16 protein-coding genes and 1 pseudogene are annotated in these 22,468 nt (G+C 72.8%); 7 read left to right on the plus strand and 10 right to left on the minus strand.

The features are described from left to right. Positions 1-1,162, plus strand: a 1,162-nt coding sequence (aspS, locus tag VE614_RS02060; protein WP_324930936.1) for an aspartate--tRNA ligase, incomplete at its 5' end; no start/stop codon positions are given. Positions 1,163-1,267: 105 nt separating this feature from the next. Here the strand turns inward: aspS and VE614_RS02065 are convergent. The 5 genes from VE614_RS02065 to VE614_RS02090 form a co-directional block, all read right to left on the minus strand. Continuing rightward, a complete protein-coding gene (locus VE614_RS02065) occupies positions 1,268-2,683 on the minus strand; it encodes an FG-GAP-like repeat-containing protein (RefSeq protein WP_324930939.1) in 1,416 nt (471 codons plus the stop codon). 79 nt (positions 2,684-2,762) lie between these two features. After that, positions 2,763-5,291, minus strand: coding sequence for a VCBS repeat-containing protein (locus VE614_RS02070; protein WP_324930941.1), 2,529 nt, complete (start codon positions 5,289-5,291; stop codon positions 2,763-2,765). Positions 5,292-5,917: 626 nt separating this feature from the next. Further along, complete coding sequence (locus VE614_RS02080) at positions 5,918-6,283, minus strand: PH domain-containing protein (protein ID WP_324930944.1); 366 nt, start codon at positions 6,281-6,283, stop codon at positions 5,918-5,920. Between the two features lie 91 nt (positions 6,284-6,374). Further along, positions 6,375-8,102, minus strand: a complete 1,728-nt coding sequence (gene metG, locus VE614_RS02085; RefSeq protein WP_324930947.1) for a methionine--tRNA ligase — start codon at positions 8,100-8,102, stop codon at positions 6,375-6,377. Positions 8,103-8,221: 119 nt separating this feature from the next. Beyond that, the gene (locus VE614_RS02090; RefSeq protein WP_324930950.1) at positions 8,222-9,598 is read right to left on the minus strand and encodes a VWA domain-containing protein; all 1,377 of its coding nucleotides are present in this window, start codon (positions 9,596-9,598) and stop codon (positions 8,222-8,224) included. A gap of 243 nt (positions 9,599-9,841) precedes the next feature. Between VE614_RS02090 and VE614_RS02095 the strand changes: the two genes are divergently transcribed. Then, positions 9,842-11,908, plus strand: coding sequence for a PhoX family protein (locus VE614_RS02095; protein ID WP_324930953.1), 2,067 nt, complete (start codon positions 9,842-9,844; stop codon positions 11,906-11,908). A 33-nt stretch (positions 11,909-11,941) separates the two neighbouring features. On the opposite strand, the gene VE614_RS02100 is transcribed toward VE614_RS02095, so the two are convergent. From VE614_RS02100 to VE614_RS02110, 3 genes are all read right to left on the minus strand, one after another. After that, complete coding sequence (locus VE614_RS02100; protein WP_324930955.1) at positions 11,942-13,891, minus strand: FUSC family protein; 1,950 nt, start codon at positions 13,889-13,891, stop codon at positions 11,942-11,944. A gap of 94 nt (positions 13,892-13,985) precedes the next feature. Next, a complete protein-coding gene (locus tag VE614_RS02105) occupies positions 13,986-14,339 on the minus strand; it encodes a hypothetical protein (protein WP_324930958.1) in 354 nt (117 codons plus the stop codon). Positions 14,340-14,382: 43 nt separating this feature from the next. Next, a complete protein-coding gene (locus tag VE614_RS02110; RefSeq protein WP_324930960.1) occupies positions 14,383-15,159 on the minus strand; it encodes an alpha/beta hydrolase in 777 nt (258 codons plus the stop codon). Between the two features lie 79 nt (positions 15,160-15,238). Here VE614_RS02110 and VE614_RS02115 point away from each other — a divergent pair, with 79 nt between their 5' ends. Further along, positions 15,239-16,585 (plus strand): PLP-dependent aminotransferase family protein, encoded by a 1,347-nt coding sequence (locus tag VE614_RS02115; protein ID WP_324930963.1) that lies wholly within the window; start codon positions 15,239-15,241, stop codon positions 16,583-16,585. 28 nt (positions 16,586-16,613) lie between these two features. On the opposite strand, the gene VE614_RS02120 is transcribed toward VE614_RS02115, so the two are convergent. Beyond that, the gene (locus VE614_RS02120; protein WP_324930965.1) at positions 16,614-17,564 is read right to left on the minus strand and encodes a hypothetical protein; all 951 of its coding nucleotides are present in this window, start codon (positions 17,562-17,564) and stop codon (positions 16,614-16,616) included. A gap of 229 nt (positions 17,565-17,793) precedes the next feature. On the opposite strand from VE614_RS02120, the gene VE614_RS02125 reads away from it, so the two are divergent. Then, positions 17,794-18,321 (plus strand): SH3 domain-containing protein, encoded by a 528-nt coding sequence (locus tag VE614_RS02125; protein ID WP_324930968.1) that lies wholly within the window; start codon positions 17,794-17,796, stop codon positions 18,319-18,321. Between the two features lie 218 nt (positions 18,322-18,539). Here the strand turns inward: VE614_RS02125 and VE614_RS02130 are convergent. After that, positions 18,540-18,980, minus strand: a pseudogene (locus tag VE614_RS02130) (hypothetical protein); the annotation flags it as partial. A 148-nt stretch (positions 18,981-19,128) separates the two neighbouring features. Between VE614_RS02130 and VE614_RS02135 the strand changes: the two are divergent. The 3 genes from VE614_RS02135 to VE614_RS02145 all read left to right on the plus strand — a co-directional run bounded on the left by VE614_RS02135 (position 19,129) and on the right by VE614_RS02145 (position 22,444). After that, positions 19,129-20,343: a PP2C family protein-serine/threonine phosphatase gene (locus VE614_RS02135; protein ID WP_324930971.1), complete on the plus strand. Its 1,215-nt coding sequence runs from the start codon at positions 19,129-19,131 to the stop codon at positions 20,341-20,343. 120 nt (positions 20,344-20,463) lie between these two features. After that, positions 20,464-21,537 (plus strand): hypothetical protein, encoded by a 1,074-nt coding sequence (locus VE614_RS02140; protein ID WP_324930974.1) that lies wholly within the window; start codon positions 20,464-20,466, stop codon positions 21,535-21,537. Positions 21,538-21,634: 97 nt separating this feature from the next. Further along, complete coding sequence (locus VE614_RS02145; protein WP_324930981.1) at positions 21,635-22,444, plus strand: mechanosensitive ion channel family protein; 810 nt, start codon at positions 21,635-21,637, stop codon at positions 22,442-22,444. Positions 22,445-22,468 lie beyond the last annotated feature (24 nt).

Here is a 22,468-nt window from a genome sequence, read left to right on the forward strand (position 1 = left end):
CAAGCAGCTGCTGATGATCTCCGGCTTCGACCGCTACTTCCAGATCGCGCCCTGCTTCCGCGACGAGGACGCCCGCGCCGACCGCTCGCCGGGCGAGTTCTACCAGCTCGACGTCGAGATGAGCTTCGTCGAGCAGGAGGATGTCTTCCAGCCGATCGAGAAGCTCATGACCGAGCTGTTCGAGGAGTTCGGCGGTGGCCGTCACGTCACCTCCCCGTTCCCGCGGATCCCGTTCCGCGAGGCGATGCTGAAGTACGGCTCCGACAAGCCGGACCTGCGCGCCAAGCTGGAGCTGGTCGACATCACGGACGTCTTCGAGGCGTCCGAGTTCAAGGCGTTCGCCGGCAAGCACGTGCGCGCCCTGCCGGTCCCGGCCGTCCAGGACCAGCCGCGCAAGTTCTTCGACCAGCTCGGCGACTTCGCGGTCACGCTCGGCGCCAAGGGCCTGGCCTGGGTGCGCGTCGGCGAGGACGGCCAGCTCTCCGGCCCGATCGCCAAGTTCCTCACCGAGGAGAACGTCAAGGTCCTCACCGAGCGCCTCGGCCTGGAGGCCGGCCACGCCGTGTTCTTCGGCGCAGGCGAGTTCGACGAGGTCTCGAAGATCATGGGCGCGGTGCGGGTCGAGGCCGCCAAGCGCGCCGGGCACTTCGAGGAGAACGTCTTCCGCTTCTGCTGGATCGTCGACTTCCCGATGTACGAGAAGGACGAGGAGACCGGCGCGATCGACTTCTCGCACAACCCGTTCTCCATGCCGCAGGGCGGCCTGGAAGCCCTGGAAACCCAGGACCCGCTGGACATCCTGGGCTGGCAGTACGACATCGTCTGCAACGGTGTCGAGCTGTCCTCCGGTGCGATCCGGAACCACGACCCGGAGATCATGCTCAAGGCCTTCGAGATCGCGGGCTACGACCGGGACACCGTCGAGGAGAAGTTCGCGGGCATGCTGCGCGCCTTCCGCTTCGGCGCCCCGCCGCACGGCGGCATCGCCCCGGGCGTCGACCGCATCGTCATGCTCCTCGCGGACGAGCCCAACATCCGCGAGACCATCGCCTTCCCGCTCAACGGCAACGCCCAGGACCTGATGATGGGCGCGCCGACCGAGCTGGAGGAGGCGCGGCTGAAGGAGCTGCACCTGTCGGTGCGCAAGCCGCAGCCGAAGTAGGCGTCGTCCGACGGAAGGGCCCGGAACCGAGCGCGGTTCCGGGCCCTTCCGTATGCGTGGTCCGTATGCGTGGTCCGTACGCGCGGCGGTGTGCCGACGGCCGGGTCAGAGGAGCCTGAGCAGGCCCTTGCCGCCGAGCCAGCCGTCGGCCTGGGCCATCCCGATCGACTCCAGGGTGAAGACGCGGCTGCCGGTGCCCGTCGGGCGGGACGAGCCGCCGGGCAGCACGAAGACCGCGCCGTTGCCGTTGTTCTCACCCGCCGTGCCGACGATCAGCTCCGGCCTGCCGTCCCGGTTCAGGTCACCCGCCGACACCGTGGTGCCGAAGAAGTCGCCGGACTCGTTGGTGCTGGGGACACCGGCGGTGTCCTGGTGGAAGGAGTACCCGCCCGTGCCGAGGGCGCCCGAGCGCCGGCCCGGGATCACGGTGACCGTGCCGGTGCGCTCCGCCGCTCCCACGGCCTCGAACGGCGCTCCCACCACGATGTCGGCGGCGCCGTCCCGGTTGAGGTCGGCCACGGTGAGACCGGCGCCGAAGGCGTCGCCCTCCTCACTCGTGCCGGGGACGCCCGCGGTCTCCTGGGTGATCACCTCGGGGGTCTGCGCGCGGGTGATGCCGTTCTTCGAACCGCGGTAGACCAGCACGCGCCCGCCCGTCTCGCCGTCGACGCCCGGTGTCACCGGGGTCAGCGGGTCCCCGACGACGAGGTCCGGGTAGCCGTCGCCGTTGACGTCACCCGTGGCGGCGATCAGGCCGTTGCCGTTCTCCAGCGGTTCCGGCCAGGTCTCGGTGCCGCCGTGGTTGACCATGATCGGGCTGCCGCTCAGCTCGGGCCGGCTCGCCCCGAAGGCCACCTGGTCGGGGCTGCCGCTGCGGTTGAAGTCACCGAGCGCCACCGAACTCACGGAGTTCTCGGTCCGGGTCTCGACGCGCGAACCGATGGAGCCGCCCGTGGCGAACGGGCCCTTGTAGACGGTCGTCCAGTCGCCGCCGCCGACCAGGATCTTGGTCTTCGATCCCGTCCCCAGACTGAGCGCGGCCACGTCGAGGCCGTTGTCCTCGTGGTGCGTCGGCTGCGGCAGCCTGGTGCCCTTGGTCAGGCCGTTCCTGCTTCCCCAGATCACCGTGATCTGCCGTTCCGCGATGCTGTGCGGTGAGCCGACGACCAGGTCGGCGTATCCGTCCCGGTTCAGGTCGGCCGTCGCCGTGGTGGTGCCGAACTGGTCCCGCTCGAACGGGCGCCCGGGGATATTGGGCGTGACCTCGCTGATCGTCTGCCGCCGGCTCGTCGCCGAGACGCCGTTCGCCGAGCCGTACAGCACGACGACGGCTCCCGCCTGCTCGTAGTTTCCGAAGTACGTGACATCAGCCCCCGGCACCGGCAGCACCAGGTCGCGGTAGCCGTCGCCGTTGAAATCCCCCGGTACCGCCCCGTGCACGGCGGCGGCGGGCACGGCCGGCAGCAGCGTCCCCGCGATCACCGATGCGGCCACGACCGCAGCCGCACTCCCTCTGCGCATGTGAGTCCCCTTCTCCGACGCACGGTCGAAGAAGGGGACCCTTCAGGGCCTCAGAGGGTTGTAAGCGATCACCGGTCGATCAGAACACGCCCTTGTACCCGCCCCAGCCGGTGCCGGCCTTCACGCGGGCCCCGAACGCGCCCGTCCCGGTGCCGGACTGCCGCCACAGAACGCCGGCCGTGTCGCGGGCCACCAGGTCGGCCCTGCCGTCGCCGGTGACGTCGCCCGCGCCGAGGACGAGGTTGTACGACGTGCCCCAGCCCGCGGCCAGCTTCACCCGGGAGCCGAGGGTGCCGCTGCCGGTGCCGAGGTAGCGGTACAGGTTGTTCGACGTGTCCTGGGCGAGCAGGTCGCCGATGCCGTCACCGTTGAGGTCGCCGGCGCCGACGATCTTCTTGTACGTCTTCCAGTTCGTGGCGAGCTTCACGGGTGCGGTGAGCTTGCCCGTGCTGGTGCCCTTGTGGAGGTACACCGCGCCCGTCGACGCGTTGCGGGTGATCAGGTCCGGGCGGCCGTCCTTGGTGAGGTCGCCGGGGGCGGTCAGGACGTCGTACTGGTTCCAGCCGGTGCCGAGCGCCGTGTACGGCGTGGCCGGCTTGATGCTGCCGCCGCACGCCGGCTTGTACAGGCGCAGGGCGCCGGTGGTCAGCCGGACGAGGACGTCGTTGCAGCGGTCGCCGCTCAGGTCGCCGTAGGTGACGAACCGGACGGTGGTGGGCCAGCCACTGCCCACCTCGCGCGTGGCGGTCAGGTCCCAGTGGCGCAGGTGCAGGCGCCCGGTGCTGGTGAGCATCAGCAGATCGCCGCCGCCGTCCGGGACACCGTCGGGCCCGCCGAAGTCACGGGGGGCGGGGGCGGCCCCGGACACCATGAGCGATCCGCTCGCCAGCGTGGTCGTGCCCGGGGTGTCGGGCTGGGTGCCCTTCAGGGTCCAGTTCACCTTGCCGTTGACGGCCCAGGTGCCGGAGCTCGTGCGGCCGTTCCAGGAGGCGTGGACGGCCGGGGTCCCGGGGGCGCCGGTGAGGGTGCGCAGGGTGTGGCCCGCCCGGTCGGTGAGGGTGAGCGTCCAGGACTCGACCGGGCGGTTCGTCTCCCAGGACGGCGTCCAGGTGCTGTAGGACTTGAAGTTCACCGACGCGGGCACGGACGACGTGACGACCTTGAGGGTCGGCCAGGCGGTGCGGGACGCCCGCAGCCCGGCGGCCGAGGTGGTGGTGGACTGCGACCAGCTCCACACGGCGGTGGCGTCGGTCGCCGACCGCGCCGCGATCTGCCCGGTCAGGTACTCGTGCAGGCTGCCCCTGACGCCGCGCGCGGCCGACCACGTGCCGCCCACCCGTGTGGCCTGCATCAGGCCCTTGGTGTTCGGGGACTCGCCGGCCTGGTGCCACAGGGCGTGGACCGACCCGTCGCGGGCCATCTCCACGTCGTACACCGGGGTGGACATCGCGTCGCTGGAGATTTGGCCGGTGGACAGGAGCTGCGGAGCCGACCACTGCCCGGTGTCGGTGTCGAAGGTGGTGGTCTGCAGGTTGGCGGGCCTGTAGTCGGACCAGACGAGCGTCACGTCACCGTCCGCGGCGACCAGCGGGTCCGGGTACTGGAAGAGCTGGTCGACGCCGGTGACGGCGGTCTCCGCCTGCCCCCACTCGGAGTCGGCCGAGTACCGGCGCATCACCTGGAGCGTCTTGTTCGCGTCCGGCCACACCAGCACCGCGCCCTGCGGGCCGGAGGACAGCGTGGGGGCCGCCTGCGGAGCCACATTGGTGCTGATCAGCTCCGGCGTCCTCCACACGTCGCTCCCGGCGGGCCGGGCGGCGGTCATGACGTGCGCGGTGCCGTACGCGTACGGCTGCATCCGGTACGACACGACGAGCCCGCCGGACGCGTCCGAGGTGATCTCCGGGCTGCTGACGCGCATGCCGGTGTACGGTCCCGCGTACGCGGACGCGTTGCTGACCTTGCGCGGTGCGGCCCAACTGCCGTCCGCCGCGAGGGTGGTGGCGTAGGCCTCGCTCGACGTGGCCGTCACGGCGTTCACCGGAAGGCCGGTCCAGACGGCGGCGAGGGTGCCGTCCGGCCCCTCCGTGAGGTCGAGGCCGCGGACGCCGAGCTGCTGCTCGGTGCCGACCAGCTCGACGGGCGCCGGCCACTCCGTCTGCCCGGCGCCGAGCACGGCCGTGACGACGCGGGACGGGCCGGTGGCCGGGCTCTGCGAGGTGGGGCTCGGGAACTCGGCCCACACAGCGGCGACCGAGCCGTCCGCGCGCGCCGCCAGCTCGGCCTCGAGGACGACGGGCGCGGTGGTGAGCGGTACCGCGGCGCTCCAGGCGTCGCTCGCGGCCGGTCGGGTGGCGGCGTACAGGACGCCGGCGTCGCCCTCGTTGACGCGTTGCACCCACAGGGCGACGGCGCTGCCGTCGGTGCGAACGGCGACGTCCTGGACTTTGCTGCCGACGCTCGAGAGCGTCACCGCGTTCGCCCAGGGCGGCAGCGCGGTCGCGGCGGCGGCCGGGACGGCCGGGAGCGCGGCGGACGCGAGGACGAGCGAGACGGTGACAAGTGCGGTGGCCGCGGCACGACGGCGCGGCAGGGCTGATCTGCCCATGTGTGGTGTTCCCTCCCCGTGGGAGGCGGGTGCCTCCCACGGGGGGACTGTACGTTGCCTGTGCAGAAGCGGTGAAGGTGATCCTCCCCGTGGCGCCGAGGAGTTGTGCGGTACGGCTCAGCGCGCCGTACTGCGTGAGGATCGCCTGGACCTCGCAGCCGCCCCTTGCGGCACACTCGAACGAACAGAACCCGGCCGGATCATGCGCCCGGCACCACGACGGCGAGTGCCGCGCGCAGGGCGTCGGGTGTCTGCTCGGGGCGGGGGATCAGCTCGCGTCCGTGGTGGGCAGTGTGCTCATGGTGTCGCGGGCCGACTGTAAGGGCGGGGCGGGGCTTGGTGGGGTTCCTTCTCCTCAGTGGGTAGTGCATAGGGGCGCAGGGCGGGCCGGGGCGTGGGCCGTCGGGTGCCGGTAGTTGCCGGGTGGCGATGGCGAGTTCGGCCCAGACCGTCTCGCGGGGCGGCAGGCCCGGGACCACACCCCAGCGGTCGGCCAGGGCGGACACCAGGGTGAGGCCACGGCCGGATTCTTCGGTCGGACCGACGGGACGGCGCGAGCCCAAGGAGCACCGTTGTCCCTCCGGGTGATCTCCCGGAGGGACAAGACCGCCGTTGGCTGTTCGCGGCTACCGGGCCACGAACTGGGTGAGGATCGCCTGCACCTCGTAGATGTCGACGCCCTTGGTGAAGGTCTTGGTGATCGGCATCTGGCTGCCGGAGAGCCAGATCTTCAGTTCGGCGTCGAGGTCGAAGGTGCCGGCGGTCTCCACCGCGAAGTGCGTGATGGAGCGGTACGGCACGGAGTGGTACTCCACCTTCTTGCCGGTGATGCCCTGCTTGTCGACCAGGATCAGGCGGCGGTCGGTGAACAGGATGGTGTCGCGGATCAGCAGGTACGCGGCGTGCACCTGCTCGCCGTGCCCCAGCAGCCGGGCGTAGTCCTGGGACGCCTGAGCCGGGTCGATGGCGTGCGCGTTGCCGAAAAGAGCCATGAAAGTGGACCCCCCACTCGGATGTCACATGAAGGGCTTCACGTGATCTTGGCCAGATATACCGGGTGAGTGGGGGGTCCGAGAAGGGCTGTTACGCGGCTGTTTCCCCGCCGAAGCGCTCCTTGTACGCGGCCAGGTCGTCATCCGTCAGCTTGGCGAAGAGGACGGGCGGGACGGTGAAGGGGGTGCCGGCCGGGACCGAGGTCAGCGACTTCGCCTCCTCCTGGGTGATCCAGGTGGCGGTGTCGTCGGCGAGCGAGAAGGCCTGGCGCATCGCCGCCGAGGTGGCCGGGATGAACGGCTCGGAGACCACCGCGTACAGGTGGATGAGGTTCATCGCCGTGCGCAGGGTGAGCGCGGCGCCGTCCTTGTTCGTCTTGATCTCCAGCCAGGGGGCCTTCTCCTCCAGGTAGGAGTTGCCCGCGGACCACAGGGCGCGCAGCGCCGCGGCGGCCTTGCGGAACTGGAGGGCCTCCATCTGCTGCTCGTACTCGGCGAGCAGCCGGGCGATCTCCTCACCCAGACGGGCCTCCGCCTCGCCGGGCTCGCCGCCCGCCGGGACCTCCTCGCCGAAGCGCTTCTTGGAGAAGGACAGAACCCGGTTGACGAAGTTGCCGAGGGTGTCGGCGAGGTCCTTGTTGACGGTCGCGGTGAAGTGCTCCCAGGTGAAGGACGAGTCGTCGGACTCCGGGGCGTTGGCGATCAGGAAGTAACGCCAGTAGTCGGCCGGGAGGATGTCCAGGGCCTGGTCGGTGAAGACGCCGCGCTTCTGCGAGGTGGAGAACTTGCCGCCGTAGTACGTCAGCCAGTTGAAGGCCTTGACGTAGTCGACCATCTTCCACGGCTCGCGCACGCCCAGCTCGGTGGCCGGGAACATCACCGTGTGGAACGGGACGTTGTCCTTCGCCATGAACTCGGTGTAGCGGACGGGGTTCTCGCCGGAGTCCGCCTCGTACCACCAGGACTTCCAGTCCCGGTTCTCCGGGTTTTGGTCCGCCCACTCCTTCGTCGCGCCGATGTACTCGATCGGGGCGTCGAACCAGACGTAGAAGACCTTGCCCTCGGCGGCCAGCTCCGGCCAGGTGTCCGCCGGGACCGGGACGCCCCAGTCCAGGTCACGGGTGATGGCGCGGTCGTGCAGGCCTTCGTTCAGCCACTTGCGGGCGATGGAGGAGGCCAGCTGGGGCCAGTCGTCCTCGTGGCGGGCGACCCAGGCCTCCACCTCGTGCTGGAGCTTGGACTGGAGGAGGAAGAGGTGCTTGGTCTCGCGGACCTCCAGGTCCGTGGAGCCGGAGATCGCCGAGCGCGGGTCGATCAGGTCCGTCGGGTCCAGGACGCGGGTGCAGTTCTCGCACTGGTCGCCGCGGGCCTTGTCGTAGCCGCAGTGCGGGCAGGTGCCCTCGACGTAGCGGTCCGGGAGGAAACGGCCGTCGGTGGGCGAGTACACCTGGCGGATCGCCCGCTCCTCGATGAAGCCGTTCTCGTTCAGCTTGCGGGCGAAGTGCTGGGTGATCTCGACGTTCTGCGCGCTGGAGCTGCGACCGAAGTAGTCGAACGCGAGTGCGAATCCGTCGTAGACGGCCTTCTGGGCGTCGTGCGCCTGCGCGCAGAACTCCGCCACCGGCAGGCCCTGCTCCTTGGCCGCCAGCTCCGCCGGGGTGCCGTGCTCGTCCGTCGCGCAGATGTAGAGGACGTCGTGGCCGCGCTGGCGGAGGTACCGGGAGTACACGTCCGCCGGGAGCATGGACCCCACCATGTTGCCCAGGTGCTTGATCCCGTTGATGTACGGAAGGGCGCTGGTGATGAGGTGTCGAGCCATGGCTTGGCTGCTCCCAGGTCGGTTGTTTGCGAACCTTGGAATCGTAGCCGAGACGGGCGGGCCGCCCGCTTGCCGTTGTGCGTGGTGGGAAGGGGCGGCCCGCCCGTTCGGTGATCTTCCTACGGGCGCCAGTTCGCCAGTACGCCCTCGTACAGCTCGGTGTCCGTCAGCTCTCGCGGGGTCGGGCCCGCGTGGAAGAACGACGTGTTGTCGCTCTTCAGCTTACGGAGGTAGTCGAAGGCCTTGTTGTCGTGTTCGCCGAAGGCCACGAAGGCGAAGTGGATGTGGGGGTGGGTCTCGGCGGCGGTGGTCAGGGCCTGGGTGGCCGGGGTCTTCGCGTCCGGCGCGCCGTCCGTCTGGAAGATCACCAGGGCCGGGGTGCCCGGGGCGGCCGTCTTGTCGTGGTGCGCGAGGACTTCCTCCACGGCCACGTGGTAGCTGGTCCGGCCCATGCGGCCGAGCGAGGCGTGCAGCTCGTCGATCTTGTTCTCGTGGTCCGAGAGGGTCAGCTCGCCGGTGCCGTCCAGCTCCGTGGAGAAGAACGTGACGTGGACCGTGGCCTCGGGGTCCAGGTGGGCGGCGAGGGCGAGGGTCTGCTCGGCGAGGGCCTGGGCGGAGCCGTCCTTGTAGTACGGGCGCATGGACGCGGAGCGGTCGAGGACGAGGTAGAGCTTCGCTCGGGTGCCGGTGAGGTCGGCTTTCCTGAGGGTGCTGGTCGCGGCCTTGTAGGCGGTGGTGAGGCCGGGGGCGCGGGACTTCACTCGGGTGAGGGGGAGGGCGGGGGTGGGCTTGACCTCGGCCCCGGCCTCGGCTTCGCCTTCGGCCTCCGTGTTCCCACCCGCACCACCCGTGCCGGGTTCGTCGCCGGGTGCGGGTGGCCCCTGCGGGGCGTCCTCGCCGTCGGCGGCCTCGGGCTCGGGGGTGGCGGTGGCCTTCGGCTCCGCCTCGGGCTCCGTGTCCGGCTCCCCCTCGGCTACCGGCTCCGCCTCGGGCTCCGCTTCCGCCGCAGGCGTGTCTTCAGGCTCCGGGGCGGGCTCCGGCTCCGCTTCCTGCGTCGGCTTCGCCTCGGGCTCGGGCTCGGGCTCGGGCTCCGGCTCGGACCGGTTCTGCGTCGGCTCCGGCTCCGGCTCCCGCTCCCGGTGCTGCTCGGCCGGCGGCTCTTCCGTGGCTGTCGGGGCTTCCTCGGTCTCCGGCTCTTCCTCTGCCCTCGGCTTTTCCTCCGTGGCCGGGTCTTCCGGGCTGTGGGCCGGGGTGGGGACAGTGATCTTGTCGAAGGCTGCGGCTACGAGGTCGTGTTCCTCGGGGGCGGCGGGGCGGGGGGCCGGGACGGTGTCCGGGGTCCGGGTCTCCGTCTGCTCGGGGGCGGCGGGGCGGGGAGCCGGGACGGTGTCCTGGGTCTGGGGCTCCGTCTGCTGGGGGGCGGCATCCTCGGCGTCGGTCTGGCGTGACTTGCGGGAGCGGCTGAACGCGTTCCGCAGGAGAGAGAGAATGCCCATGTGCGCAACCCTTCGAAGTGAGTTGTAGCCCGTCAATCCCTGGCCAGGACGGACACGTAAGGTTAGCGGGCCCCGGAGGAGAGCCGGTGAAGGTGTCAAGCGCTCTTTCAGGCACAGAGCCTCGCCAGAGGTAGCTACCTCGGGTTCACCCCTCGTTCACGCGCCGGCCCCGCTCCCGCACAAACGTGCTCCTAGCGTCCGTGACGCTGACAAACATGGGGAAGCCAGGGGAGAAGAATCAACGTGCGTCGCATCACGCTGCCCATCATCAGGACCTCGTCCGACTCGCATCCCGGCGGCCGTTCCGCCCTGACCTGCCGGTTCCGGTGTGGTGATGCCTGCTTCCACGAGGTCCCGAACACCACCACGAACCCGTACGTCGGCGACGTCATCGCCACCGCGCTCAGCCGTCGTTCCGTGATGCGTGCCGCCGCGGTCGTGACCGCGACCGCCGCTGTGGGCGCCGCCGGTGCGGCTGCCGCGTCCCCCGAGGCGAGTGCGGCTCCCGCCCGCCGGCCCTCCGCCGCGAAGGGCGCCCGCGGCCTGCGGTTCAGCCCCGTCGCGCCGAACACGAACGACGTCGTGACCGTGCCCGACGGGTATGGCCAGAATGTGGTCATCCGTTGGGGTGAGCCCATTCTGCGAGGTGCGCCCGCCTTCGACCCGGAGAAGCAGACGGCGAAGGCGCAGGCCGGGCAGTTCGGTTACAACAACGACTTCCTCGCGCTGCTGCCGCTGCCGGGCGAGCGGGGCCGGCAGATCCTCGTCGCGAACCACGAGTACACCGACGAGGTGCTCATGTTCCGGGGGTACGACTCCGAGAACCCGACCCGTGAGCAGGTGGAGATCGCCTGGGCCGCGCACGGGCTGTCCGCCGTGGTCGTGGAGGGGGAGCGGCGCACCGGGAAGCTCGTCGCCGTGCCGCGGCATCCGCTGAACCGGCGGGTCACCGCCACCACCGAGTTCCGGCTGACGGGGCCCGCCGCCGGGTCGGACCTGCTGAAGACGTCCGCCGACCCGTCCGGCACCAAGGTGCTCGGCACGCTCAACAACTGCTCCGGCGGCACCACCCCGTGGGGCACCACGCTGCACGGCGAGGAGAACTTCAACCAGTACTTCGCCAACGCCACGAGGGCCACGGACAAGCGGTACGGGCTGGGGTCCGGCGCCACCGAGCGCAAGTGGGAGCGTTTCGACAAGCGGTTCGACGTGGCGCAGGAGCCCAACGAGCCGCACCGGTTCGGGTACGTCGTCGAGCTGGACCCGTACAACCCGTCCTCCACACCCCGCAAGCACACCGCGCTCGGCCGGTTCAAGCACGAGGGCGCGACCGTGCGGCTGACCGAGGACGGGCGGCCCGTCGTGTACTCGGGTGACGACGAGCGGTTCGACTACTTCTACAAGTTCGTCGGCAGCAAGCGGATGAAGAAGGGGTCGTCCCGGGCCGTGCGCGAGCACAATCTCTCGCTGCTCGACGAGGGCACGCTGTACGTCGCCAGGCTCACCGGTGACTCGCCGTCGATCGAGATCGACGGGACGGGCAAGCTGCCGGCCGACGGGGAGTTCGACGGCAGCGGTGAGTGGATCCCGCTGGCCACGGCCACCGCCGACGGTGCCGTCTCGCACGTCGAGGGCATGACCGCGGAGGAGGTGTTCGTCTTCACGCGGCTCGCCGGTGACAAGGTCGGCGCGACGAAGATGGACCGGCCCGAGGACATCGAGCCCAACCCGCACACCGGCAAGGTGTACGTCGCCCTCACCAACAACAGCAACCGGGGCAAGACGGGGTACGCCGGTGCCGACGAGGCGAACCCGCGCAACCTCAACAAGCACGGTCAGGTGCTGGAGCTGACCGAGCGCTGGAACCGCGCCGACAGCAGGAGGTTCGCCTGGTCGCTGTTCCTGGTCGCCGGTGACCCGAACGACCCCGCCACCTACTTCGCCGGGTTCCCGAAGGACCAGGTCAGCCCGATCTCCTGCCCGGACAACGTGGCGTTCGACCCGCACGGCAACCTGTGGATCTCGACGGACGGCAACCAGCTCGGCTCGCACGACGGGCTGTTCGGCGTGGCCACCCGGGGTGACCGGCGCGGTGAGCTGAAGCAGTTCGCGACGATGCCGACCGGTGCGGAGACCTGCGGTCCGGTGATCCAGGACCGTCGGGTGCTGGTGGCCGTGCAGCACCCCGGTGAGGTCGACGGGGCGAGCGTGGAGAAGCCCGCGTCCGCCTGGCCCGACGGGCCCGGGAGGATCGTCCGGCCGTCCGTGGTCGCCGTGTGGCGCGAGGACGGCGGCGACATCGGGGTCTGACCGGTCGCCTCGGTCGTCACCGCACGTTCCCGTTCAGTGCGGTGACGCGATCGACCTCGCCACCGCCACCTCCTGACGCAGCGGCTCCAGCACGCTGCCCGGCGGTCCGGTGAGGTCGGTGCGTACGGCGATGAGGGTGTCCGCCTCGCGGACCCCCTCCGCCAGTTCCCGCAGTTGCCGGATCACCTGGGTGACCTCCGCCGCGGACGGCGGGACCGCGCCCTGCTTCACCCGGACCCGGGCCGCGGTCGTCGCGTCGACGATGCGTTCCACGGCGACGACCAGCGGCCACCAGGCCGCCGCGCGGCGGCCGGTCGGCGGGGGTTCGGTCAGGGCGCGCTGGAACTCGGTGCGGATGGTGGACAGGTCCCGGTAGAGGCGGCGGCGCATCCGGGCGCGGGCCGCGGCGTCCGTGCCCTCCGCGCCGCCGCCGAAAGCGCACTCCACATAGCGGGCGGTGTCGGCGACCGCGTCCGCGAGGCGGTCGCCGACCCGGGTGTGCCAGCTCTCCGGCCACAGCAGGTAGCCCGCGACGATCGCGATCGCGCAGCCGATGAGGGAGTCGACCAGGCGGGGCAGCAGCAGGGCGGTGCCCTGCCGGTTGAGGACGTCGGAGAGCAGCAGGATCACGGGGGTGATGGCCGCCGTCTGGTGGCCGTAGCCCCGCGGGGTGAGGGCGGGGATCAGCGGCGCGAGGAGGAACAGGACGGGTACGTCCCACCAGCCGCGCGGCACCTGCGAGAGGACCGCCGCCGCGACGACCAGGCCCGCGACCGTGCCGAGGGCGCGCAGCAGGGCGCGGGAGAACACCGAGCCGAAATCGGGCTTGAGGACGAAGGTGATGGTGAGGGCGACCCAGTAGGAGCGGGGGACCGGGACGATCGACACCAGGACCTGGGCGATGCCGACGCACAGGGCGAGGCGCAGGCCGTAGCGCCAGGAGGCGGCGGACAGCAGGACATTGCGGGCGGCCAGGGCGGCGCGGGTGCGCAGCGCGGCGGGGCGGCCGAGGCGGTCCAGGATGCCGGTGGGGTCGATGTCGGGCTCGGCGACGACGTCGGCGGCGTGCCGCAGTGCCTGGTCCACGGCGCGGCCGGTCTCCGTCAGCGGCAGGGGCAGGGGCAGCCCTATCGGGCCGGTGTAGCCGGTGTCGACGGCTTCCGCGAGGTGCCGGACGGCCTGCGGGACCTCGGGGGGCAGCGGTGTGCCCGAGAGGTGGACGGCGGGGGCGGCCTCGATGACCGGGATGACGGCGTTGAGCTGGGCGAGCAGGCGGGTGAGGTCGCGGCTGCGGCTGTGGTAGCGGGAGCGGCGGGCGAGGACGACGTCGTACGACTGGTTGAGCGCCTGGGTGGCGGCGTGCCGTGTCATGTCGTACGTCTCGGTGTCCGAGCCGCAGGCGGCGAGCAGGTCGGCGACCGCCCGGTAGGCGACGGCGACGGCGGTGCGTTCGGGGACGCCGGAGCGCAGCGGCCAGGACAGCAGGGCGAGGACGAGGACGAGGAGTCCGCCGCCGGTCATCAGCAGTGGGGCGAGCCACCAGGCGCCGGGCATCGGCAGGCCCGCGGCGACGACGGCGTTCAGCAGCAGGAGCAGGCCGGAGACGGAGGAGACCGCGCCGATCGTCGAGATCATCCCGGAGACGAGGGCGATGCCGGTGAGGACGGCGACCGCGATCCAGCCGTGGCCGAAGACGAGGGAGCCGAGGGTGATGCCGACCGCGCCGAGCAGTTGCGGGACGGCGATGTTGAGAATGCGCAGGCGGTAGGCGTCGGCGGTGTCGCCGATGACACCGGAGAGCGCGCCCATCGCGGCGAGCGCGCCGTAGCCGGGCCGGCCGGCCGCGAGGCCGATCGCCAGCGGGAGCGACATCGCGACGGCGGCCCGGGCCACGGCGGCCCGGTTGACGGGCGCCTGCTGGGATCGAAGGTTCCGGACCAGCCAGTCAGGAGGGGTGAGGCCGATGGGGAACTCTCGCGACATGCGCCCATTATGAGCACCTTGCCCGGAGGGCCGGGGCTGCCGGCACCGGCGCGATCACGCCCCCCGGCGACCAGCGCCCCGGCGCGTCGGACGATCACCGCCCTCGGTGGAACTCGCGCACGACCTCGATGCGGCCCACGATGTGGGCGTTGAAGTCCGGCAGTTCCTCCGCGGGGACCCAGAGTTCGAGGATGGTCTCGCCGCCGGCCCGGCGGACCGGGTAGCGCTTCAGGAACGCGGAGTCGACCTCGAAGCGGGTGACGTATCCGGCGCCGGAGGCCGGGACGTTCCAGTCGCGGGCGATGCGCACGGCGTAGTCCTCGTTGAGGACGGGATAGAAGATCGGCTGTTCGGGCAGCCGTGGGGGCCAGGCCGTCCAGCCGGAGGCCTCGACGAGGGCCAGCTCCTCGGGTCCCGCGGGCCGCCACAGGGTCGTCGTCTCGCGCATGGACGGTGACGGTATCCGGGCGGGTACGGCCGTCACCAGCGGATTAGCCGGGGATGCGGGCCAGGAAGTCCGCGAGCGCCGCGTTGAAGTCCTCGGGGCGTTCCAGGTTCGGCATGTGGGCCGCGCCCTTGACGACGCGCAGGGTGGAGTCGGGGAGGAGGGCGTGCAGGGTCTCGGCGACCGGGACCGGGGTGTACTCGTCGTCCTCGCCGACCACGACCAGCGCCGGCACGGTGACGCGGGCCAGCAGCGGGCGGTAGTCGGGGCGTTCGGCACGTCCGCGCAGGGCCGCGGCGGCGCCCTCGGGCGCGGTGGCGGTCATCATGCGGTGGACGTGGGCCCGCACGTCCGGGTCGGCGTACGGGGCGACCATCTTGTGCAGGACCTCGTCGGCGTAGCCGCGCATGCCCTCGCGCAGCAGCCGGTCGGCCATGGCGTTGCGGGTGCGCTTGCCCTCGGGCGTCTCGGGCTCGGCGAAGGTGTCGGCGAGGACGAGTCCGCGGATGCGGTCGCCGAACCGGTCGTAGCACTCCATGGCGATCTGGCCGCCCATGGACAGCCCGACGACAACGACGGACTCCAGTTCCAGTTCGTCGAGCAGGGCTTCGATGTCGGCCGCGAAGGCGGCGAGCGGGGTGATTCCGGGGACCACCGGGGAGGCGCCGTAGCCGCGCAGGTCGGGGGCGAGGACCCGGCGGTGCGGGGCGAACGCCGCGATCTGCGGGGTCCACATGGTGCGGTCGAAGGGGTGGCCGTGGACGAGGAGCAGAGGTACGCCGGTCGCGGTGCCCTTGTCCTCGTATGCGAGGGAGACGGTCATGGCGTCGACCGTACGGCGGGCCAAGCTCTCGGTGCAATAAGATCTTTGCTCTCGGTGCAATGCCAACCAAGGGGCCGCTGTGGACGATTACCTCCGTCTCGCCGACCGGATCGCGGCCGACATCGCCTCCGGCCGCCTCAAGCCCGGCCAGCGGCTGCCGCCGCAGCGGGCGTTCGCGCGCCGGCGCGGCATCGCCGCCTCCACGGCCGGGCGGGTCTACGGCGAACTGGTGCGGCGCGGACTGGTCGTCGGCGAGGTGGGCCGGGGCACCTTCGTCCGGGCCACCCCGCCCGCGACCGGCGACGGCCGCGCCCTCACCGAACCGCCGCACCCGGCCACCACGACCGCTCCAGCCCTCGTCAACCTGGAGCTGAACTACCCGACGGCCCCCGGCCAGTCCGCCCTCCTCACCCCCGCGCTCACCTCCCTCCTCGGGGACCCCGCCGCCCTCACCGGCACCCTCGGCCCGGCCGCCGCCACCGGCACCCCCGAGGCCCGCGCCGCGGCCGCCCGCCTGCTCACCGCCCCCGGCTGGCGCCCCGGCCCGGACCGCGTCCTCTTCACCGGCAACGCCCGCCAGTCCATCGCCGCCGCCCTGGCCTCCCTGGTCCGCCCCGGCGGCCGGGTCGGCGTCGAGCCGCTGACATATCCGCTGGTCAAGGAGATCGCCGCCCGCCTCGGCATCACCCTCGTCCCACTCACCGCCGACGACGAAGGACTGCTCCCGGAGTCCGTCGCCGCCGCCCACCGCACGGCCCCGCTCTCCGCCCTCTACCTCCAGCCGACCCTGCACAACCCGACGTCCCTCACCACGCCCGAGCCGCGCCGGGAGGCCATCGCCGGGACCGTCACCGGCCTCGGCCTGCCCGTCGTCGAGGACCGCATCTGGTCCTTCCTGCGCCCAGGCCCCCCGCTCGCCGCGCTCGCCCCCGGTCTCACCCATGTCGTCGACGGCCTGTCGAAGCGGGTCGCACCGGGCCTGACCGTGGGTTTCCTCGTCGTGCCGGAGGAGCGGGTGCCGGCCGTGGCCGCCGCGATCCGCTCCGGCGGGTGGAGCGCGGGCGGGTTCGCGCTGGCGGCGGCCGTGCGGTGGACCGAGGACGGCACGGTGGCCCGGCTGGTGGCCGCCAAACGCACCGAAGCGGCCCGTCGCCAGCGGCTGCTCGCCGCCCGGCTGCGCGGCTTCCCCGTACGGTCCGACCCGTACGCCTGCTACGGCTGGTGGGAGCTGCCCGCGCCGTGGCGCGCCGACACCTTCACCGCGGCCGCCGCCGCCCACGGCATCGCCGTCACCCCGGGCCCGTCCTTCGCCGTCGACCCCGCCCGCACCCCGAACGCGGTCCGCCTGGGCCTCGCCTCGGCCCCGGAACCCGACCTGGACCGAGCCCTGCGCACCTTGGCGGAACTGGCCCGCCGGGGGCCCTGAGCAGGGGACGGGCCGCCCGCTGCGCGAGTCAGGCCTGGGGCCGGGTCGGTTCCGGCGCACCGTCGGGCACGGCGGGCACCGCGGAGGCGGAGACGGACGCCGATGCACGGCTGCGGCGTCCCGCAGGGCCGTAGCGGCCGGTCAGCCAGGTGGTGGTGGCCGCCGTGAGGCCGAGGGCCAGCAGCAGCCAGGAGGTGGTGCGGAGGGTGGCCGTCAGGGTGTCGTAGACGGCTTCGGCGGCGGGGCGGTGCAGGCCGGCGGGGAGGCCGGCGAGGGTCAGGTGGCGGCCGACGGCGATCGCGAGGGCGAGCAGGGCGCCGCCGAGCGCTGTGCCGAGCGCGGTCGCGGTGACGGCGCGGCGGCGGCGGGCGGCTACGGCGATGCCGGTGGCGGCCAGGGTGAGGGTGGTCAACGGGAGCCAGAGACCGGCCACTTCGAGCACGTCGTATCCCTCGCGCAGGCGGTCCGCCTCGGCGGCGGGCAGTACGGCGACCTCGGTGTGCGGCACCGGGATGCGGCGGGCGAACGGGACGTCGTCGGCGATGAGTTGGCGTCGGACCTCGGCGGCGATGGGGGCGACGTCGACGGTGACCGGCCGTCCCTCGGCGTCCTGCCGGACAGCGTGCAGGAGCGCGGTGTGGGTGACCCGGTTCGCGGTGTCCCAGCCCGCGCGGAAGGCGTCGGTGCGGGTGAAGGAGCGGGCCGCGTCCTGGACGAACGGGCCCGCCACGCGCCGCAGCCGAGGCTCCAAGTCGTCGGTCAGTTCGGCGCCGACGGTGTCCGCGAAGGCCTCCCGTACGGCGGGATGACCGGCCAGCGGAGCCATGGCGCGCACGTACCGGCCCGTGTCCGTGAGTCCGTACGCCGCCCAGGCCGCCAACGCGCCGAACGGCAGCAGCAGGCAGGCCAGCACGACCAGCGCGGCCGACAGGCCGTCACGGACCCGGGGCGGCGTACGGGGGGACACCTCGGGGGACACGCGGGGGGACTCACGTGGGGACTGGCGGCCGGACTCACGGGGGGACACGTTTCAAGGCAACGGCGCGGACGCGTACGGCGCGAGACGTGCGCCGCCGTACGGGTGGGCACCCGGCCGGGGACCGGAGCCGCACCCGTCCCGCACACCCCCGGAACTGCGCTTTCCGCTCTCCGGTGGAGCCTTCACCCGAACGGGTGTTTCCTGGAGCTGGGGAGAAGGGAGCCGATCCATGCGCACCACTCCGGTCCTGCGGATCCTGACCGCGGCCCTGCTCACCGGCGGAACGCTCGCCGCCACCGCGGTGGGCACGACGGCGGGAGCGGCACCGCCGACCACGTCCGAAGGACGCGGTGGTGACGACCCCGTCTGGGGCACTGTCGTCTCGCGCACCGCACTCAACGTCCGCGAGGCACCCACGGTCCACGCGCGGGCCGTCGCCTGGCTCGACCCGGGCAGCCAGGACCGTGTCAAGTGCAAGGTCCGCGGACAGCACGTCGACGGCAACCCGTACTGGTACTGGCTCGTGGGCGCTCACGGCTGGGCGAGCGCCGCGTTCGTCGAGACGGACCGGCACCACGTGCCGACCTGCGACGACCCCTGTCCGCAGTGGAAGGACGGGAAGTGGGTCAACTGGAACGAGCCCGACTGGGCGCGGTCGTGGACCGTGTCCGGCTCGTTCAGCGTCTCGGGCTCCTGGAGCGTCAGCACTTCCGGATCCTCCTCGGGCGACTGGGGCTGGCTGCCCGTCGTCCGGTGAGTGGAGGGATGAGGGAGACGCGCGGGCCGCGGCTGCGAAGCCGGGGCCCGCGCGCCCTCGTGCGCCGCGGGCTAGCCGGTCGAACGGCCACCGGCAGCACCGTCGTCGAGAGCACGGCCGCCGGGAGCGCGGCCGCCGAGACCCCGGTCGTCGGGAGTGCGGTCACCGAGGGCACGGTCGCCGGGAGCGCGGTCGCCAGGAGTGCGGCCGCCAGGGGTATGGCCTTCCGCGTCCTCCCGCGTGTAGTAGCGGTAGAACAGCAGCGCGAACACGCCCGCGGCGACCGGCAGCGACCTGCCGACGGCGCCGAGCACGGTGCCGCTGGGCGCCTGTGAGTACAGGAAGCCGACCGCGGCGGCCACGAACGCCGCCCACACAGCCGCGTGCAGCTCCCGCTTGGACCGCCGGCCCAGCTCGCGCACGGCGAGGTAGAGCACGATGAACGCGAGCGCCGTCACGAACCCGAACAGCAGGTTCCAGCCGGTGATGGGTCCGCCGTGGCGCCGCATGGCGGCCGCCCAGTAGCCGTACACCAGACCGGCGATGACGGGCCACGCCCAGCTCGCGATCCGGTGAGCGCGTGCCGAGAAGACGTCGGGTGTGCGGGTGTCGCGAGTGCCGCCGCGGGTCCTGCGGCGGACCGGTGCCGCGTGAGCCATGGGAGATCTCCTCTCTCCTCGCCCCCGCCTTCCAGGGCACACCGGGCCGTCGGCCCCGGCAAGTCGGCAGGTCACGCACCGTGTCGGGCGGGGCGGTGGCGACGCGGACCGGATGCGGGGCGTCCGGCCGCGTGTTTCGCTGGGGGCCATGGAGCCCGTGACCGCACGCGACGGCCGGGGCGGCGGCCGGCGTCTGCGCGACCGGTATCCGCGGGCCGCGCGCCGGGCGGTGCCGTACCGGCAGCAGGTGCTGCGGGTGCGCGGGCGCAGCGTCGCCTGGCTGCCGCCGCTGGTGCTGCTGGCGGCGATCGCGCTGGCCGACGTGAACACCGGGGCGGACTTCCGGATCGTCTCGTGGATCGTGCTGGTGCCCGGTATCGCGGCGGCGATCTGCGGGATGTGGGGGACGGCCGTCTTCGCGGTGCTGTCCGTCGTCACGTACGCCGGCGTGGACAGCCTGTGGCCGGACGCGTACCAGGCGGGACTGCCCGACTTCATCCTGGTCGCCATGGGCGGCATCCTCGCCACGCTGGCCTGTGTGGTGCGGGTGCGCGGCCAGGAGCGGATCCTGCGCATGCAGAACATCGCCGAGACCATCCGCCGCACCGTGCTGCGCCCGCTGCCGCCGCTGTGGGGCGGACTGGAGCACGCGGCGGTCTATCTGCCGGCCGACGTGGAGGCGCGGGTGGGCGGCGACTTCTACGACATCCAGCCCGGCCCGCACGGCACCCGCGTCCTCGTCGGCGACGTCCAGGGCAAGGGGCTGGGCTCGCTGGAGATGGCGGCGGCGCTGCTGGGCACGTTCCGCGAGGCGGGGTATCACGAGCGGGAGCTGACGACGGTCGCCGAGCGGCTGGAGACCCGGGTGCGCCGGCACCGGGGGCACATCGCCGAGCTGGGCCGGGGCGGCGAGGAGACGGACCGGTTCGCCACGGCCGTCCTGCTCGGTTTCCCGCCGGACGACCCGGGCGCGGTGGACGTGGTGAGTTTCGGCCATGAGCCGCCGCTGGTCGCGGGCCCGCACGGAGTGCGCGTCCTGCCGCCCGGCGACGGCCTGCCGCTCGGCCTCGGCGACCTCACGACCGGCGCCGCCGCCCCGCCCGCCGTGCGCCGCTTCCCGCTGGCCGCAGACGAGAGCCTGCTGCTCACCACGGACGGCGTGACCGAGGCCCGGGACGGCGGCGGGGTGTTCTTTCCGCTGGCGGCGGCGGTGACCCGCGCGCTCGCCGCCGACCCGGGTACGGCCGTGCCCCGGCGGCTGGTGACGCTGGTCCGGGACGGGGTGCTGCGGCACAGCCGCGGGCGCCTGGCGGACGACACGACGATGTTCGCGGTCCGGCGGCTCCCCGGCGCCGGCCTCTGACGGCTTCGGGCTCTGATGGCACCGGGCTTCGGCAGCGGCCCGCGCGGCCCCCCGGGCACCGGTTACGGTGCTTTGCGTACGTGATCGACAGTGCGCGTACACGAACGACAGGGGGGACCGATGCCCGGAACCGTGCTGATGCTCGCCGCCGCGCCCGTGGGCAAGGGCAGGCTGGTGGACGCCGCGGCCGTACTTCCGGTGCTCGCGGCCGTCGACCCCGCCGTACTGGCCGGCACCGACACCGCGAACGTCGTCGAACTCGCCGACCCCCTGGAACCCCAGGCCGTCCTCACCCGGCTGCGGGCCGCGTCCGCCGCCCCCGGCCCGCTCACCGTGTACGTCACAGGTCAGCTCCAGCTGGACAGACGCCAGCGACTGCCCCACCTGGCCCTGGCCCGCACCACCCCGGCCACGGTCCGGTACACGGCGTTCCCCTGGCACTGGTTCCGCGAGGAACTGCGCCTGCGCGCCCCCGGCACCACCACCGTCTTCGCCGACCTGCACGCCGACGCCGACACCTGGGACCTGCTGCGCACGACCCCTCTGGACACCGGCCGCGCCACCGCCGTCTACGGCCGGATCGCGCCACCGCCGGGCCGGCGCGGCACCCCCGCCGCCCCCGCCTACATGAAGGCGCTCGCGACCATACTCCGCAGCGGCCACCGCCCCCCGCTGGGCCAGTTGCACGAGCTGGCCCTGACCCGCACCGAGGAGACGGCCGGTCACCTCGTCCTCGCGGCGGCGCCCCCGGCGACGGCCGACGACCCGCACGCCGCGATCAGCGCCGCCGTCCAGGCGGGCCGCCACAGTCACGCCGACACCCTCGCCGCACAGTGGGAGCAGGCCGCCGTGCGGGACCACGGGCCCGGTTCCGAGGGGGCCCTGCACTGGGCGGAGGTCCGCGCCGACCTGGCGATGTTCGCCGGGGACCCGGCCCGCAGCTGCCGCACCTGGCTCGCGATCGCCACGGCCCGGCTGGCCGCCGGACAGCCCGTGGACGCGCCCGCCGTCGAGGCGGCCGTCGACCGGGCCCACCATCAGTGGAGCGAGATCACCGCACCGGCCGCCGCCCGAGAACTGGGCACCGCCCTCGCGGACCTGCGCGCGCGAGTGCCCGGCCGCAGGGCGGGCGCCCTGGAGCACGTCCGGCGTCGGCTGCGGCGGCTGGAGCCGCAGGCCCAGGCCCAGGTCTGACGAGTCCGGCGTCACCCGGGCGGCGGTACCGGAGGGGCCCTGCGGGTCAGGGTGGTCTATCCACGTAGGGGGGCCGTCACCACCGAAGGAAGTGAGCATGGCCACCACCCTCACCCCCCTTTCCATCGAGTGGACCGAAGGCCTCAACGACGCCTGGTCCCGGATCGCCACCTTCGTGCCCAAGCTCGTCGGCTTCCTGGTCATCCTGGCGATCGGCTGGTTCACCTCGAAGATGATCGCCCGCGTCGTGGACCGCGTCCTGCGCAAGACGGGCTCCGAACGCCTCGCGGAGCGCGCGGGCACGGCACGCTATCTCAGCGACTCGAAATACGACATGACGGGCATCGTGTGCCGCGTCGTCTACTACGCCCTGCTGCTGATCACCATCCAGCTCGCCCTGGGCGTCTTCGGCTCCAACCCCGTCAGCCGGATGATCGACGGCATCGTCGCCTGGCTGCCGCGCGCCGTCGTGGCCGTCGTCCTCGTCGTGGTCGCCATGGCCATCGCCAACGCGGTCCGCTCCCTGGTCACCGGCGCGCTCTCGGGCACGTCGTACGGGGGCACCGTCGGCACCGTGGTCCGGGCGGGCATCGTCGCCCTCGGCGCGATCGCCGCGCTCGGCCAGGCCGGCATCGCCACGGCCGTCACCCAGCCCCTGCTCTACGCCGCTCTCGCCACCGCCGCGGGCATCCTCGTCGTGGGCGTCGGCGGCGGCATGATCATGCCGATGCGGCAGCGCTGGGAGCGGTGGCTGAGCACCGCCGAGCGCGAGACCCGGCAGGCGCGGGGCGACGCCCCCGCCTACCAGTCGGGCCGCGCGGACGCCGCGCGGAACCAGCCCGCGCGCGAGCGGACCGACATGCCCGGCCGCACCGACCGGCCCGGAACCGGCCAGACGGAGATGTGAGGCTCAGTCCGCGGAACCGGTCCC

It is taken from the genome of Streptomyces sp. (assembly GCF_035645055.1).
In the GTDB taxonomy this organism is placed as follows: domain Bacteria; phylum Actinomycetota; class Actinomycetes; order Streptomycetales; family Streptomycetaceae; genus Streptomyces.

What these genes read in the sequence shown, in the direction of transcription:
- VE614_RS02070 (WP_324930941.1), bottom strand. Translation starts at nt 5,291, where the DNA reads ATGGGCAGATCAGCCCTGCCGCGCCGTCGTGCCGCGGCCACCGCACTT.
- VE614_RS02065 (WP_324930939.1), bottom strand. Translation starts at nt 2,683, where the DNA reads ATGCGCAGAGGGAGTGCGGCTGCGGTCGTGGCCGCATCGGTGATCGCG.
- VE614_RS02135 (WP_324930971.1), top strand. Translation starts at nt 19,129, where the DNA reads ATGGAGCCCGTGACCGCACGCGACGGCCGGGGCGGCGGCCGGCGTCTG.
- VE614_RS02105 (WP_324930958.1), bottom strand. Translation starts at nt 14,339, where the DNA reads ATGCGCGAGACGACGACCCTGTGGCGGCCCGCGGGACCCGAGGAGCTG.
- metG (WP_324930947.1), bottom strand. Translation starts at nt 8,102, where the DNA reads ATGGCTCGACACCTCATCACCAGCGCCCTTCCGTACATCAACGGGATC.
- VE614_RS02145 (WP_324930981.1), top strand. Translation starts at nt 21,635, where the DNA reads ATGGCCACCACCCTCACCCCCCTTTCCATCGAGTGGACCGAAGGCCTC.
- VE614_RS02090 (WP_324930950.1), bottom strand. Translation starts at nt 9,598, where the DNA reads ATGGGCATTCTCTCTCTCCTGCGGAACGCGTTCAGCCGCTCCCGCAAG.
- VE614_RS02125 (WP_324930968.1), top strand. Translation starts at nt 17,794, where the DNA reads ATGCGCACCACTCCGGTCCTGCGGATCCTGACCGCGGCCCTGCTCACC.
- VE614_RS02080 (WP_324930944.1), bottom strand. Translation starts at nt 6,283, where the DNA reads ATGGCTCTTTTCGGCAACGCGCACGCCATCGACCCGGCTCAGGCGTCC.
- VE614_RS02100 (WP_324930955.1), bottom strand. Translation starts at nt 13,891, where the DNA reads ATGTCGCGAGAGTTCCCCATCGGCCTCACCCCTCCTGACTGGCTGGTC.
- VE614_RS02110 (WP_324930960.1), bottom strand. Translation starts at nt 15,159, where the DNA reads ATGACCGTCTCCCTCGCATACGAGGACAAGGGCACCGCGACCGGCGTA.
- VE614_RS02140 (WP_324930974.1), top strand. Translation starts at nt 20,464, where the DNA reads ATGCCCGGAACCGTGCTGATGCTCGCCGCCGCGCCCGTGGGCAAGGGC.